Origin of the sequence: Sedimentisphaera salicampi (assembly GCF_002117005.1) — a bacterium.
In the GTDB taxonomy this organism is placed as follows: Bacteria; Planctomycetota; Phycisphaerae; order Sedimentisphaerales; family Sedimentisphaeraceae; genus Sedimentisphaera; species Sedimentisphaera salicampi.
This window is the reverse complement of record NZ_CP021023.1, coordinates 1,126,994-1,142,949: the sequence shown is the minus strand read 5'-3', so window position 1 is coordinate 1,142,949 and position 15,956 is coordinate 1,126,994. Positions and strand designations below refer to the sequence as shown.

The following is a 15,956-nucleotide window of genomic DNA, read 5'->3' as shown; positions in this document are numbered from 1 at the left end:
TTTATCGCTGTCTATTTACTGAGCCTGTCCGCCGAAGGCGGATTCATGCGTGGCTCGGTTTAAATATTTCGTATCGTGAAGTTGTTGCGTAATACTAACGACAATCAGAGCCGCACGTGGAGTCCGCCGAAGGCGGAGAGCAATCGGATAGATTGGGGCTTAAAAAGCTTTGCCAAAAAATAATCTCGCGCCCCACAATCAGCTGTTCTTCTTCAGGTTCAGCGGGTTTATTAACTTTTATGGTTCGAATGTTTTCTCGATCCTTTTCGCTGCTCTTGCAGGGGTGCTCAGATTCCCCGGCCCCCCAACGCAGCCGCCTTTGCAGTTCATTACCTCCACAAAATTAAAATTTGTCTTGCCGGTGCATATATCGGCGAGTTTTTTGATGTTTTTGTTGTCTAAGCCGTCTATAAGTTCGGGTTTGATTTGTATATTACCTGAGAGATTCGCCTTAACCGCTTCAGTAACACCGCCGGAGGCGCCGAATTTCCTTGCCTCTATGCTGGCCTGTCCGGGCGTTTCAGCCGGTTCAGTCTCACGTACGAAGATATCCTTGGCCACTAATATTGCCCCAAGCTCCTCGCAGGTGAGCACGTGATCTATCGAGCGGCCTTCCAGGGCCTCCTGCCTTTTTGCTATGCAGGGCCCTATGAACACAGCGGTGCAGCCGGGGTATTTCTCTTTGGCCTTTCTGCCGGCAAATTCCATGGGAGTTGGGGTGTCAGATATAAACTCGCACAATTCAGGGATGTGTTTTTTCGCTGCCTCTTTGTAAACAGGGCAGCAGCTTGAGGTCATAAATTTCTGCCCCTCGCTGATCTTTTCTTCAAACTCCCCGGCCTCTTTTTTGGCGGTGATATCTGCCCCTTCCGCCACCTCCAGCACCTCGCTGAATCCGGCCTTGAGGATCGCTCCTTTAAGCTGGCTGAACTCGCACGGGAACTGACCGGCAGCCGAAGGCGCAGTAAGCGCTGCCACCTTCCGCCCCTCTGCGAGCTTCCTCGCCACGTCAATAATCTGCGAGCGTTCCATAATCGCTCCGAACGGGCACGCTGTCATACACCTTCCGCAGAATATGCACTTTGAGTAGTCTATCTGCTCCTTCCCGCTTTCATCTTTGCTTATCGCCCCCACAGGGCAGGCGTTCTCGCAGGGCACAGGAATCTCAACTATAGCGTTATACGGGCATACCTTCAGGCATATTCCGCAATTTACGCATTTGTCCTCATCGATTTCTGCTCTGCCGTTGTGAATTTGGATGGCGTCTTTCGGGCAGTTTACCATGCACGGCCTCGCAACGCAGCCCCTGCATACGTTGGTTACAAAATGCCTCCCTGCCGGGCAGGCGCTGCATGCCTCATCGATTACCGTAAGCACAGGCTCGCTGATTTCTTCCCGCTGGAGGGTCTGCCCTGCATATTCGCTCAGCCGCTTGAGCTCGTCTTCTTCCTCTTCTGCGCTGTGGCCGAGGATTGCCATCAGGCGGTATTTTATCACTGCCCGGTCCTTATGAACGCAGCAGCGGTTTGCATTGCTCTTTTTGGGAATCGTATCAATCACAAGCCGGTCTATGCCCTCCTCAAGCCTTCCTTCGAAGCATAAGCGGGCAGTTTCCACGAGCAGTTTCTTTATTATTTTGCTGGCGTTGTTATCTGAGAGCATCTAATTGCCCCTCTCTATCTCGTCAATCATCTGAGTTACTTTCAGCAGGCTGGCCTCTGGAACGATTCTCCCGTTTACCTTAACAAAGGGAGCCTCTCCTGCCTGCCTTTCGCGGCAGAACCCAAGGCAGCTTGTTGCCTTGATTTCTACGGACTCTTTGTATCGCTCTGAGAGCATATTGCGTATTTCCATAATCGCTTCCGAGCCCATCACATGGCAGGTTGTGCCTGTGCATATTTCAACAGTGATCTTCTTCATACCAGCTCAATCTCAACTTTCTTCAAATATTTGTTTTCAAGCACCCTTTTCAGCCTTCGGGCTAGATTCCTGCGAATCTCAACATCAATCGGGAAATCCGGATTGTGATGCGTTTGGTTGATTTTCGTGCCCACTATAAGGGTGATTATATCCGATTCGAGCAGAAGCTCCATCAGCGCCTCTGCCGGAGTGTTTTCTGTTTTTCCGCTGCTTCCGGCATCAAGCATCTCCTCAAGCTTTGAGAGCGTGAGGATGCCTTCTGTAACTAAATCCACCCCCTCAATCTCCGAGGCCGGCGGCAAACCTCTGCCAAGTGCTGCGGGATTTGTATGCAGGGCTCTTCCGAGCATATCTGCTATTATCTTTGCGGTTGTCCCGCCGCAGATAATCTTAGCTCCGATGAAGTTCTTTACTCTGTCTGTAATGTATGCATCGAATTTTTTGTGAGAGGGCGGCCCGGTTACAAGCAGTGTCTTCTTCGGCCTTCTGATGTTTATCACAAGCGCAGTTGCATCGTCCCTGCATTGCCCGCCTTCATTCTTTATCGCAGCCTCAACGATTCCCTTTGCCATCTGCCTTGCTGAAAGCTCTTTATTCTCCCTGCAAATCCGTTCGCAGAATTTCGCAAGATTCTCTTCCTCCCAGCCCCACTGCATACCCTTTTCGCCCCTGCCTGATTCGGTTACTCCGTCGCTGCAGATTGCGAGCCTGTCGCCTTTCTGCATTTCGATTACGCTCTGGTAAACTTCTCTGCTGCCGAGCTTACCGTATTTCACCGAAACCTTCCTTCGCTGTATTCTTTCGGTCTTGCCGTTTCTTATGAGAATAGCGGAGGGGTTGTCAAACTCAATCAGCTTATTCCGGCCGCTGGAATCTATATCAGAGATTGTAAACGTTGAGTAGCCAAGGTTTCTCTCGCTGCATTCGGGCAGTATCTGGCTTATGATCTCGATATACCGCCTGAGGTTGGATTCAGAAGCCGCAAAGTGCGTGGCGATGGTGGAGGTGAGGGTTGAGAGTATGTGCGCTTTTATGCCCGAGCCAAGCCCGTCGCAAAGGGCAGTGATCACCCTGCCCTGATCCTCAAGACGCAGCTTCTCCACGACATCCCCGCATAGCCTTTGGCCGTGCTTGAGAGCCTGATAATGGTCTATCTCTATGAAATGCTCCTGCGCCTTTATTTTTTCACCCCTGTTTTTTTGGAGTTTTTGATTATAGAGTTAAGTATGTCCTCGGATGCTGCGGCGTTTTCGCCGAGCAGGTGAGCTATTTTTTTCACTGTATCAAGGTTCTGATCCATCACTTCCTGCGCCTTGCTGATGATTTGCTCTTTCTCCACTGCCGGCTCTGTTATATCCTGCGCTATGCAGCCAACGAGCTGGTTCTTCTCTATCGTGAATATCTGCACGTTCAGAACGCCCGTTTCGCTGCTCATTTCCTTCTCGATAAATCCGTTTTCTTTCTCGATTACCTGCTTGAAGTAGTAGTCGAACGGGACTACCTTCTCCAGCGAAGCCCCGTTCAGTCCGCCGCAGCTTTGGTAAACAGCGAGATTATCCTCGCCCATCAGCTCTGCAAATTTCCTGTTGCTCTCAACGACCCTGCTGCCTGAATCTGCTATGATTATCCCGCAGGGCAGGGCGCTGATAACGCTGTCGAGCTTGCTGGCGGCAATCTTCCGCATATTCCCCACGCACATTGACGGCTCGGCCTTCCCGCTCAGCATTGCGTTTGCGAAATTCCGGCAAGTATCATAGCCGCAGCAGCCGCAGTTCAGCTCATCTTCGGTGCTGTATTTGCCCACCTTTTCAAGGGCCTTCTTTATCTGAGAAGGGCGGTGCTCTGCCGGTATCACAGGCTCAATTCTGTATTCGCCCCTCGTTTCCACTTCCGGGCTGTCTGTGATGTTGTCTTTGCGGTAGTTCGCATAATTCAATACATTTGCGCGGCCTGAGAGAAGCTTCTTCTTATCTGAAACCAGAGGGCCGTTTATGCAGCCTCCCTCGCATGCAAGCAGCTCGAGAAACAGCGGGGAAGGCGGCTCGTTGTTTTCCAGATCCTCCAAAACTTTTCTCACATTCTCAATCCCTGAAAACGATGCATAACTGCTCTCAACTGAGCTGCACCCATGCTTGATCCCCGAGAGCATACCGCCTTCTACAGGGTACAGCGCCCCGTTCGAAGCCCTGTTCGGGCTGAATCTTTCCATATTTTCTGGCAGATGGCGGGGGGTTATCCCCTCAGCATCCAGCCATCCCCTGAGCTCTTCAAATGTTATTGAGGCGTTCAGGAGGTCTGGATTTGAATCTGCCTCCAGCTTTTTGCCCGCGCATGGCCCTATGAACACAACTGCTGCATCCTCGCCGTAAATCTGCTTGAGCATTCGGCAGTGCACCAGCAGAGGCGAGAACATCGGCGCAATCCTGCCGGCCTGAGATGGGTAATACTTCTTTATAAACTCCACCATCACAGGGCAGGCAGAGGATATGCACACATCCGGCTTCTCCTGCTGTAGATATTTTACAGTTGCCGCAGAAACCTGCTCCGCTCCCAGAGCTGTCTCAGATACTATATCAAAGCCCAGCATCTTAACCGCCTTGATAAAGCTCGAAACAGGCAGGTCAGAAAATTCCGAGATAAAGCTCGGGGCAATAGAAGCGGCCACTTTTCTGCCCATAGCCTTATATTTCGAGATCGTGTTTGAGGCGAGCTGAACGTCGCTGCGGTATCTCTTTGCTCCCTGCGGGCATACATTCAGGCAGTGCCCGCAGCTTATGCAAAGCTCATGCACTACGCTCGCACTGCCGGAGGACACCTTAACTGCCTTAACAGGGCATTCCCTGAGGCATTTGTAGCAGTCCTGGCAGTCTGTGCTCACTGTGTATATTGGTTTTAGTTCCTGCATTGTTTTAGCCTTTGACTTAACTTTGATAAAAATATATCAATATGCCTGCCGAATGTCAAGCTTTTTGTGAAATTTTTGAACAAAAAAAGCAAATCGATTTCTCCACTCACCGACTCACGCGTATTCCCCAAGAGGCTGTCCGTGAGCATTTCTCCCCGCTTCCTGCGGAAATATTCTTCCTTAAAAGTTTCCTGCACTTCCCACAGTTCAACTGGAGTGGGCGGTGAGGGATGTGATAAATTAGACAGGATTAACAGCCCCGAACCGCTTTGGCTGCGGGGCAAGGATTGACAGGATGGGATAAAGATAGTGGCCTGTGGCGAGTGGCAGAGTGGCCGAGTGGCGTGTGGCAGAGTCGCGAGTATGTCTAGTCCTGAGTATAGTTGACAGATATCAGAATAGATGTTAATTAAATTTCAGGAATATTTATGAAAGACAAAAGACCTACAGGCACTCGTTATAGTGAAGCATTTAAGTTGCAAGTGGTAAATGAGCTTGAATCTGGTAAACTCTCATGTATAAATGAAGCCAATATTCGTTATGGAATAGCAGGAAGCCACACCGTTAAGCGTTGGCTTAAGAAATACGGCCGAAACCATTTAATACCAAAGAGGATACGCGTGGAAAGACCAGATGAACATGACCGGTTAAAGCAATTAAAAGCAGAGAACAAAGAGCTGAAAGAAGCTCTCGCAGATGCTTATTTAGAAAAGCTTGTAAGTGATTCTCGATTTGAAGTTACCTGTGAGCAGTTTGGCTTGGACAGTGAAGAAGTCAAAAAAAAACTAGATACGAAACGGCACACAAGGCTTACAAAAGGGCTTCAGAAAAGGAAGAAAAAGTAACCATAACTGAAATATGCTGCGCATCAGGCATAAGCCGCCAGTATTTTTATAAGACTCGTAAAGTGCGTCAAAAGCAGCTTATTGATGAGGCTTTTATAATGGATTTGGTAAACCAGGAGCGTTCCTTGCAGCCTCAATTAGGCTGCAGAAAGCTCTTGTCGCTGATATCTGAGGACTTATCAGAAGCGGGGGTTAGTATAGGTCGAGATCGGTTTTTCGATTTGATGGGCAAGTTTAATAAGCTGATCAAGCCTAAAAGACGCAGCACCTCAACGACTAACAGCCGGCACAGGTTTCGGGTCTATAGTAATAAGCTTAAAGATATGAATCTGCAAGGCCCAAATGAGGCAATTGTAAGTGATATAACTTATATACGCACCGATCAGGGTTTTGTCTATCTTGCTCTTGTAATGGATGCCTTCAGCCGCAAGGTCATAGGTTATGATTGCAGTGATAGTCTTGAGGCCGAGGGTTGTTTAAGAGCCTTGAACCGAGCATTGAAGCAGATCCCCACCTCAGCAAAGGCGGTTCATCATTCCGATCGAGGCTGCCAGTACTGCTGCAATGCTTATATTGATATGCTCCAAGAAGCTGGTATTGGTATCAGCATGACAGAAGATAAACATTGTTATGAAAATGCTAAGGCAGAGCGGCTTAACGGAATAATGAAACATGAATATGGTTTGTGCAATACCTTTGCGAAAAAGGAACATGCCTATGAGGCAGTAAAACAAGCGGTGTTGCTTTATAATACCCGCCGCCCGCATGCAGCATTAGGCTATCGAATACCAGAGGCGGTGCACTTGGCAGCGTGATATATTCCTCCGTTCCGGTCGCCCTTCGGGCTCCCTCCACTACGGAATATATCGTTAAATCGTAATAGAAAAGAGAAAAGAAAAGTGTCAACTTTAAACCAGGACTTGACAGTAGCAAAATCATTAGTGAAAAATTAGTGCTGGAATTAGCGAGTGGACAAGGTGGACGAGGCGGACTCGGTCGGCTTTAAAACGCTTTGCCCAAAAAAATGTCGCACACATTACTGGTTAGCGGTATATTCCGTTTGCTGGTTTTTGTTTTTATATTACAATAAGGGTTTAACTTGTAATAAAGTTTACAGACAAAGAGTGCAAAATGAGTAGAGTTAAAATATATGACACAACATTAAGAGACGGAATGCAGGCTGAAGGGGTTAGCTTTTCTCTTCAGGATAAGCTGCTTATAGCAAAGCGCCTCGACCAGCTGGGTGTTGACTACATTGAGGGCGGTTATGCTGCCAGCAACCAGAAGGAGAAGGCGTTTTTCGAGAAGATAAGTGATATCAAGCTCGATAATTCGAAAGTCTGTGCTTTTGGAAGCACAAGACGGGCGGATGTTAAGGTTGAAGATGATGTATCGATAAATGCGATTTTATCCAGCGGCGCATCCGCTGCTACTATTGTAGGGAAATGCTGGGATATGCACGTTGATCAGGTTTTGCGCTGCAGCAGGCAGGCGAATCTGGATTTGTGCGCAGATTCTGTTCGCTATTTGAAGCAAAAGGGGCTTGAGGTTCTCTTTGATGCAGAGCATTTTTTCGACGGGTATAAAAACAACCCCGAATACGCCCTTGAGGTTCTTCGTGCGGCTGCTGAGGCCGGAGCGGATGCCCTTGTTTTATGCGAGACAAACGGAGGTTGCCTTCCGGAAGAGGTTTACGAGATAACAAAAACGGTGTCCTACGACCTTTCAGGCACCGAAATCGGCATTCATACTCACAACGATTCGGACTGCGCTGTTGCAAACTCGCTTGAGGCGGTTAGAGCTGGCGCAAGGCACGTTCAAGGGACGGTAAACGGAATCGGTGAGAGAACGGGAAATGCCAATCTTTGCTCTATAATCCCCAATCTGAAGTTCAAGATGGGTTATGATGTTCTCAGTGAAGATAAGCTTGAGAAGCTCACAGAGACCTCTCTTTTTGTATTTGAGATAGCCAACATCAGCCCTGTAACCTCTCTGCCGTTTGTTGGGGAGAGCGCTTTTGCGCATAAGGCTGGGCTCCACGTGAACGCTTTGCGGAAAAACAAAGACACTTACGAGCATATTACCCCTGAGCTTGTGGGAAATTCACGAAGATTTCTCGTCTCCGAGCTCTCGGGGATGTCCAATGTGCTTGCCAAGCTGGAAAAGCATGGCCAGAGCGTTGACAGAGAGACGGCCAAGAAGATTCTCGATAAGGTTCAAACGCTTGAAAATGAGGGGTATCAGTTTGAGGCTGCAGACGGCAGCTTTGATCTGTTGATTAAGCGGATAAAAGGCGAATACACCGAGGCTTTCGAGCTGGAAAGATTCCATATAAGCGTAAGCAGAGACAGCCACGGTGATGAGCTTTCCGAGGCAACGATCAAACTCAGCGTAGGCGGGGATGAGGAACACGTGGTGAGCGAGGGAGACGGTCCTGTTAATGCAATGGATAAAGCCCTCCGAAAATCGCTTGAAAGGTTCTATCCGCAGCTCAAGGATATGCACCTGATAGATTATAAGGTCCGCGTGGTAAATGCAAAAGCTGCCACAGCAGCGAAAGTTCGTGTGATAATAGAATCAAGAGATTTGGATTCAGTATGGGGCACAGTGGGCGTGAGCGAAAATGTAGTTAATGCCTCGTGGATAGCTCTTAAAGACAGTATTGAATACAAATTATTGAAAGATAAGGCCTTGAAAAAATAGCTTGCAGCCTTCGGCGGATTTTTATGCCCTTTGAAGAGCCATCTTCCGGCATATTCAAGGGGAAATCCGTTGCAAAAAATGCAAGTTTTGGTAAATTATAGCGCACATTTTATATAGAATGAACTTAAGTGTAAGCCCCAAAGTTTAAGAGGTTAGGTATGAAGATAAGATTCAATCGTGTAGCCCTTCAAGAGGCTCTCAGCTTTGTGGCGGGAATTATACCTGCCCGTGCTGCCAAGCCGGTGCTTCAGTGCGTCAAGATTAGCGCTGATGAACAGGGAGTCAGTATCAGCGGCACCGATCTGGAGATAGGCATCCGTCATATGGTTAGTCAGGCTCAGACAGACCGCCCGGGCAGCAGTGTAGTACCTGCTAGCAAGGTAAGCGCTATTGTCCGCGAGAGCATAGATGAAGTGCTTGAATTTGAGGCTGATGAAACAGAGCTGCATATTAGAGGCAGCGACAGCCATTTCAATATATACACTCACGATGTTGAGCAGTATCCAGATGCGATTGAAGACGAAGGCGACTCCGATATGGCTGTTTCGCTTTCAATCCTCCAGCAGGGCATAAGCCAGACCCTCTTCGCAACGGCAAAAGAGAACACCAAATACGCCCTTCACGGGGTGCTCTGGGAGATCGCAGAGGAATACATAAACCTCGTTGGAACAGACGGAAGGCGTCTTGCGAGGAAGATTGTAGAGCTTGATACGCCTATGCCCGAGAATCACATCGGCAAGCGTCTGATTCTGCCTGTAAAGGCTGTCTCTCTTGTACAGAAGATTGTGAGCGAGCAGAATTCTCTGATTGGTGTTTCTTATAATGAAAAGAAAGTAACATTCAGCTGCGGCGATGTTCTTATCACCTCGAATCTTGTTGAGGGTAATTTCCCGAGATATCAGGATATTATCCCGAAAGACAATGATAAGATAATCAAGTTAAACACCGACGCAACCTTGAGCGCTGTTAAGCGTGCTTCTCTTCTTACTACAGACGAGTCAAGGGGAATCAAGGTTTCCATTGGTGATGGAGTGATGGTGTTTTCGAGCCGTGCTCCGGAGATGGGCGATGCGCAGGTGGATATGCCGGTGGATTATTCAGGAGAGCCCCTGGCGGTAGGATTTGACCCGGATTTTATCCTTGATGCTCTGAAAGTGGTTAAGCAGGCGCAGATACAGATTGAAATGGGCAATCCCGACAGGGCGGTGCTTTTCCGCTGCAGCGATACCTTTATTTATATTGTTATGCCTGTTGAGGTGTAGGCCGGCGGGGATTTGAAGAACGAAGATATACAAGATTCTGATCTGCTTTTAAGCACCTACTGGAAAAGACAAAGGCCTTATAAGGCTGATTCGGTTGGTGAGCTGCTTGAGCGGTTTGTTAAAAGCAAAAAGAAAAGCTCTGGGAAAAGCCCTGACGCGATTAAGGCTTGGAAATCTGTGGTGCCCGAGCAGATGAGGCAGTTTTGCCGTGTGGCTGGGTTTAGAAACGGTATCCTGAAAATTGAGATTAAAGACCCTGCTCTAAAATTTGAGTTTCAGACTTCTAAAAACGATCTGCTCAGCTCAATGCTTAAGGAATATCCGAAAGCGAAAATTAAAGATATTAAATTTATATAGCCGATTCAGGCTGTTACAGGTGGTTACGCACAAATGAGTGATAAAGATTCAGTTAAATATAATTCAGCTAACAACAATTATGATGCCAACAGCATAAAGGTTCTTGAAGGCCTTGAGGCTGTTAGGAAAAGACCGGATATGTACATCGGCAACCGCGGGAAAGGTGGGCTCCATCATCTCGTTTATGAGGTTCTGGATAATTCGATCGACGAGGCTCTGGCGGGCAGATGCGATAAAATAACAATCAAGATAAATCTCGACGGAAGCTGCAGTGTTGAGGATAACGGCTCGGGCATCCCGACAGAATATCACGAGGATTCCGGCTGCAGCGCTCTTGAGCTTGTGCTTACAACTCTCCACGCAGGCGGTAAATTTGACAACAATGCCTACAAGGTCTCAGGCGGCCTGCACGGGGTAGGTGTGTCTGTGGTGAATGCCTTGAGCGATGTGCTTATTGCAGATGTTTACAGAAAGGGCAGGCACTACCGTTTTGAATGCCGCAAAGGCGAGGCGAAGGGAGGCATTGAAGACCTCGGAAAAACCAGCCTTCAGGGTACTAAGATTACTTTCCTGCCCGACCATGAGATTTTCGGCGAAACAGATTTCAACTTTGAAACGCTTCAGAAGAGAATCAGGGAGCTTGCATACTTAAATGCCGGAGTGAGGCTGCATTTTGAGGATGAGCGCGAAGGCAAGAAGGAAGTTTTCCATTTCGATCAGGGGCTTGTTCAGTTCGTTCATCATCTCAATGAAGGAAAGGAGCCTGTTCATGATGATGTGATTCTGATCTCCAAGGAAGACGAGGAAAGCGGGCTTTCCTGCGAGATCGCAATGCAGTACAACAACAGCTACAACGAAAACGTGCTGGCCTTTGCCAACAATATATGCAATATAGATGGCGGAACACACCTTTCAGGCTTCAAGACAGCCCTTACCCGAACAATGAACTATTACGGCAAAGCCGCCAAGCTATTCAAAAACGGTGAAATCACCACCTCAGGCGAAGACCTCAGGGAAGGCCTTACGGCTGTTGTGTCTGTGAAAGTGCCCGATCCGCATTTCGAAGCCCAGACAAAGGTTCGTTTGTCCAATCCGGAAGTAGGCAGTTTTGTTGAAACTGTTATGAACAATCAGCTTTCCGAATACCTTGAAGAGAATCCTGCAATTGCGAAAAAAATACTCACAAAAGCCATTCAGGCAGCAGCAGCTCGAGATGCTGCAAGAAAGGCAAGAGAGCTTACAAGAAGAAAAGGTGCTCTCAGCAGCGGGAATCTGCCCGGCAAGCTCTGGGACTGCAGCAGCAAAGACGCCCGTTCAACGGAACTGTTTATCGTAGAGGGTGATTCTGCAGGCGGGTCTGCCAAAGGCGGGCGAGACAGGACGATTCAGGCTATTCTTCCGATAAAGGGTAAGATCCTGAACGTGGAAAAGGCAAGGCTTGAGAAGATGCTCGCTCACGAGGAAATAAGAACTATCGTAAGCGCCCTCGGAACGGGCATCGGTGCAGACGATTTCGATATATCAAAATCCAGATACGGCAAGATTGTGCTTATGACAGACGCCGATATCGACGGAGCCCATATCAGAACCCTGCTTTTAACGTTCTTCTTCCGTCAGATGCCCGAGCTGTTCGAGAATGATATGATTTATATTGCCCAGCCCCCGCTATATGAGGTGCGTGAGAAGGGCAAAAAGGACAGCCGTTTTATTCTCAGTGATGCGGAAATGAAGAAAATGCTTACCGACCGCGGCCTCGGGGATACCAGTATTGAAGTTTCCGAGCAGAGCGGGCAAAAGGTGATTCCAAGCGGCGAAGTGGAAAAACTTGTTAAGAGAGTGGCCGATTTAGAAAGGCTTATCGGAATCATTGAACGCAGAGGGATTATTTTCAGCGATTTCGTTGAACAGCAGTATAAAGAAGGAGCTCTTCCAGTTTACAGAATAATATTTGATGGGAGCAGTGAATACTTCCACGATCAGAGTAAGTTTGAAAGCAGGTATTCAGAGCTCAATTCTTTCTCCAAAGAGCAAAACAGCTTCCCTGAAGAGGGCTCGCAGGAAAGCGAATTCAGCGTGCCTGAGCTTGAGCACTCCCTCACCAGCGAAGAGCTTACTGAGGTTAGAAGGCTAAACGATATAAACGAAGAGATGATGCAGAATTGGGGGCTTTCAATTACCGATCTGCTTCTGAAGGAAGAGAGAACTGTAGCAGGCGAGCTTAAGCCTATGAAATTCCGCATTGTCCACGGACAGGAATCCTTCTCTGCCGCCTCACTTATCGAGACTGCCGCTGAGATTAGAGAATTCGGAAGCAGGGGCATTGAAATAAAGAGGTTCAAAGGGCTTGGCGAAATGAATGCTGACCAGCTCTGGGAAACCACGATGGATCCTGAAAACAGGGCGATGCTTCGGGTGAATATTGAAGACGCCGCCGAGGCAGACAGGCTCTTCAGCATCCTTATGGGTGAGGACGTTGAAAAGAGAAGAGGCTTTATTACTGAACACGCGCTTGAAGTCCAAAACTTGGATGTTTAAGATTGTGTATAGTGATTTGTTGAAAGATTGTTTTAATGAAAGTGCAGGTTTATAAATGAGGATAGCAGTTTATACATTACTTACAGCGTTGATTTTTATTTCGCTTACCGGCTGTTCGGTCTTTAACGGCTCTGAAAAGGATAAGAATGAGTCTCAGAAGATTAACAAAACCCCTAAGCAGCTTAGATATGAAGAGCTGAATGAAGAGATTGAGCGTGATTTTGGTGACGCTGAAGCTCATTACCAGCTTGCAAGGCTCTATATGACAGATCGCCGGTATTCAAAGGCCGAATACGAGCTTAACATTGCATTGAATTTCAAGCCGATGCTAAGAGAAGCCCAGGCGGCACAGGTGAAAGTGAACCAGCAGCTCGGGAACGACAGCAAGTCAGCCCAGCTTGCCGATATTTATATAAACCAGACAAAATCAAAAGCCGAGGAGGCCCTTCTGCTCGGTCAGGCCTTCCAGAATGAAGGCCTTGACGACTATGCCTTCGACTGCTACCAGAATGCCCTTGCACTTGCGCCGGATTCTGCTGTTTTGAATAAGCAGGTTGGATACTACTACCTCGATCAGGGCGACAGATCACGTGCTGAGGTGTATCTCAAAAAGAGCATTCAGCTAAACCCTTATCAGCCGGACGTGTCTAATGAGCTCGGTAAGATGGGCGTGAGCGTGGAAGTGCCCAAGAGCAAGAAATCAAGCGGATTCAGCCTCGACAGGCTGTTCAAGAAAAATGAGGGAAAAAGCGGCCAGCAGTGAAGCTTCTGGCCTGAGATTAGCCGGAAGGCGCCGGCAGGATATTTCGTGAAGGATGTACGATGACAGGTCGTGAGCTGTTAAAAATAGCAGCAGAGCTTTTGATTATAGTTCTGCTTTTTCTCGCCGCTGCAAGCTGCGTGAGCTTTGATATTTATGACCCTCCCGGGATGTATTCATATCCTGTAAACGACCCGCCTTCAAACTGGCTGAATCTGCCCGGGGCGTATTTCTCTCATTATGCGCTGTATTATCTCGGCCCGGGGATTTATGTGATTCTTGGTTCGCTGGTTTTTCTGCTTGCCTCAGATCTGTTCGGTCGTCCGCCAGGGCAGATTCCTTTCAGGATAGCGGGTATGCTTTTGCTTTGTGCGGCTGTTTCAGCAGCAGCGGGGTGTTATTCAAAGTTCAACTTTTCCGTAGATGCGTTCCCCGTAGGCAGGGCAGGCGTGTTAGGTACATTCCTGGCAGAATGGCTCGGGCACAATATAGGACAGCTCGGGAGGTTTGCGATTATGCTTGCCGCTACTCTTATCGGTTTGATATTCATTGCAGACAGCTTGGTTGTTGCGTTCTTCAAGGGGCTCTGGAATTACCTCTTCTCCTCATCTAAAAAGCTTTACAAAAAGGACAAACCCAAGAAAACCGGCCGTAAAGCTGCCAAGGAAGACTCTGTTAGTGAGAAGGATAAAGAAAGCAAGCATGGATTTTTCTCCAAGATAAAAGATAAGAAAAAGACAAAGCAGAAGGAAGAACTTCCCGAAGAAAACGTTGATCAGCACCCGCAGCAAGAGGAGCCTGCTAAAAGAGAAAGAAAAGAATTTGAGATCAGCAGAGGCAAACAGGATATCGAGCCTTACCAGCTCCATCCTGAGCAAAACTCCGAATCTGTTGAGATCATCCCCGATCCGGACAGGGTTGATGTGATAGATGTCTCCTCAGGCAGAGAGCCCGAAGAGGAAAGCCCGAAGAAGGATAAGAAAAAATCAGCAGATACAAAGAAAAACAATCAGCCCAAGAAAAAATCAAAGCCCAGCAGTCCTGAGGATGATATAACTGAAGACTATAAGAAGTATGTACTGCCGCATATTAACCTCCTGGAAGATCCTGAAAAGGACTTTGCTTCACGTCTTGAAGTAATGGTTCGGGAAAAGGCAGACCGGCTCCAGGAAACTCTCGATAATTTCAAGGTGGATGCATCAGTTATAAATGCCGAGCCTGGCCCAACAATCACTCTATACGAGATAGAGCTTTCAGCAGGTATGAGGGTGAATAAGATTTCCAACCTTGCAGACGATATCGCAAGAGCGCTCGCTGTGCCTGTGGTGAGGGTGGTTTCGCCGCTTCCGGGCAAAGATACTATCGGCATAGAAGTTCCAAACAGCGAACGGGAAACTGTGAGGCTGAAAGACCTCATCCAGCGGGCAGGGAAAGTGCCTGTTAAGATGAAGGTTCCGATTTTTCTCGGCAAGGATTCTTCCGGTTCTGTTTTGGTGGCCGATCTTGCGGATATGCCCCACGGCCTTATCGCCGGTACCACAGGCTCCGGTAAGAGTGTGTGCATAAACACTATCATCACAAGCATCCTGCTTACCAGAAAGCCAAATGAGGTTAAGCTTGTGCTCATTGACCCAAAGCAGATTGAGATGACGATGTTTGAGGGGCTCCCGCATTTGATGTGTCCGATTGTCAGCGATATGAATCAGAGCTCGAGGATCCTTGAATGGGCTGTCGGGAAGATGGAAGAACGCTATGCAATTTTCAATGAAGCAAGAGTTAAAAACATTGCAGAATTCAATGAGCTCTCCAGCGAAGAGATCTACAAAAGACTCGGCGCAGAAACCCCTGAGGAGCAGCTCAAGGTTCCTGAGAGGATGCCTTATCTTGTGCTTATAGTGGATGAGCTCTCTGATCTGATGATGACAAACGGCAAAGAGGTGGAGGAGTATGTCGTCCGGCTCACTCAGAAGAGCCGTGCGGCAGGTATTCACGTAATCCTCGCTACTCAGCGCCCGCAGGCTTCGGTTGTTACCGGTCTTATAAAATCCAACCTGCCTGGGAGAATCAGCTTCAAGGTGGCCTCAAGGATGGACAGCAGGATCATACTTGATAAAGTGGGAGCGGAGACGCTTCTCGGAAAGGGTGATATGCTCTATCTGCACCCGAAAACAAGTGAGCTTATAAGGGCTCAAGGGGCGTTTCTCTCTAACGATGAGATTTCCCGCGTGGTTGGAAAGATCAAAGAGCAGGCCGGCCCGAACTACAGCAGGGAGCTTGTTCAGCTTAATAAGGTTTCAGCCGACGGCGTAGAGAAAGATGAATATTTCGATGAAGCTGTAAGGATTGTTCTGGAAACCAAGCGCGGAAGTGTTTCTCTGCTTCAGAGAAAGCTTGCTATTGGTTACGGCAGGGCTTCAAGAATTGTTGATATGATGGCAGAATCTGGTATTATCGGCGAACATAAAAACGCTCAGGCAAGGGAAGTTTTGATCACTCCAGAGGAGTGGGAACGCATTAAGGAAGGCGATGATATATCTGATATCCGCAGCGAACAGCAGGAGGGGCAAGGCAGCGAGGAAGATACGGGCGAAGAAGACCTCCAGCAGGAGCAGAACCTGCCTTGGGATGAGCAGCAGGGATAGTTTTGGATAAAGCGGGCACAGCAGAAA

At 48.2% G+C, this 15,956-nt stretch carries 11 protein-coding genes and 1 pseudogene; 8 read left to right on the top strand and 4 right to left on the bottom strand.

Annotated elements, in window-relative coordinates:
• Positions 1–237: 237 nt before the first annotated feature.
• The 4 genes from STSP1_RS04220 to STSP1_RS04205 all read right to left on the bottom strand — a co-directional run bounded on the left by STSP1_RS04220 (position 238) and on the right by STSP1_RS04205 (position 4,825).
• Entirely contained in the window at positions 238–1,662 is a 1,425-nt protein-coding gene (locus STSP1_RS04220) for a monomeric [FeFe] hydrogenase (protein ID WP_085755152.1), read from the bottom strand.
• Positions 1,663–1,920: an NAD(P)H-dependent oxidoreductase subunit E gene (locus STSP1_RS04215; RefSeq protein WP_085755151.1), complete on the bottom strand. Its 258-nt coding sequence runs from the start codon at positions 1,918–1,920 to the stop codon at positions 1,663–1,665. It lies immediately after the preceding gene.
• Positions 1,917–3,023, bottom strand: a complete 1,107-nt coding sequence (locus STSP1_RS04210; protein ID WP_161491602.1) for a PP2C family protein-serine/threonine phosphatase — start codon at positions 3,021–3,023, stop codon at positions 1,917–1,919. The genes STSP1_RS04215 and STSP1_RS04210 overlap by 4 nt, the downstream gene beginning before the upstream one ends.
• Positions 3,024–3,097: 74 nt before the next feature.
• Positions 3,098–4,825, bottom strand: coding sequence for a [Fe-Fe] hydrogenase large subunit C-terminal domain-containing protein (locus tag STSP1_RS04205; protein WP_085755149.1), 1,728 nt, complete (start codon positions 4,823–4,825; stop codon positions 3,098–3,100).
• Between the two features lie 428 nt (positions 4,826–5,253).
• Between STSP1_RS04205 and STSP1_RS04200 the strand changes: the two genes are divergently transcribed.
• The 8 genes and pseudogenes from STSP1_RS04200 (at position 5,254) to STSP1_RS04165 (ending at position 15,929) form a co-directional block, all read left to right on the top strand.
• Positions 5,254–5,670 (top strand): hypothetical protein, encoded by a 417-nt coding sequence (locus tag STSP1_RS04200; RefSeq protein ID WP_085754961.1) that lies wholly within the window; start codon positions 5,254–5,256, stop codon positions 5,668–5,670.
• A pseudogene (locus tag STSP1_RS04195) lies at positions 5,658–6,485 on the top strand (IS3 family transposase); the annotation flags it as partial. The gene STSP1_RS04200 and the pseudogene STSP1_RS04195, both read left to right, overlap by 13 nt.
• Positions 6,486–6,801: 316 nt before the next feature.
• On the top strand, positions 6,802–8,373 hold the full coding sequence (gene cimA, locus STSP1_RS04190) for a citramalate synthase (RefSeq protein ID WP_085755148.1): 1,572 nt from the start codon (positions 6,802–6,804) through the stop codon (positions 8,371–8,373).
• A gap of 158 nt (positions 8,374–8,531) precedes the next feature.
• Positions 8,532–9,635, top strand: a complete 1,104-nt coding sequence (gene dnaN, locus STSP1_RS04185) for a DNA polymerase III subunit beta (RefSeq protein WP_085755147.1) — start codon at positions 8,532–8,534, stop codon at positions 9,633–9,635.
• Positions 9,636–9,647: 12 nt separating this feature from the next.
• Complete coding sequence (locus STSP1_RS04180; RefSeq protein ID WP_085755146.1) at positions 9,648–9,992, top strand: DciA family protein; 345 nt, start codon at positions 9,648–9,650, stop codon at positions 9,990–9,992.
• A 33-nt stretch (positions 9,993–10,025) separates the two neighbouring features.
• Positions 10,026–12,527 carry a DNA topoisomerase (ATP-hydrolyzing) subunit B gene (gene gyrB, locus STSP1_RS04175; RefSeq protein WP_085755145.1) on the top strand — a complete coding sequence of 834 codons (2,502 nt, stop codon included), beginning with the start codon at positions 10,026–10,028 and terminating at the stop codon, positions 12,525–12,527.
• A 55-nt stretch (positions 12,528–12,582) separates the two neighbouring features.
• On the top strand, positions 12,583–13,290 hold the full coding sequence (locus tag STSP1_RS04170; protein WP_085755144.1) for a tetratricopeptide repeat protein: 708 nt from the start codon (positions 12,583–12,585) through the stop codon (positions 13,288–13,290).
• Between the two features lie 59 nt (positions 13,291–13,349).
• Complete coding sequence (locus STSP1_RS04165) at positions 13,350–15,929, top strand: DNA translocase FtsK (protein WP_085755143.1); 2,580 nt, start codon at positions 13,350–13,352, stop codon at positions 15,927–15,929.
• Positions 15,930–15,956: the final 27 nt, after the last annotated feature.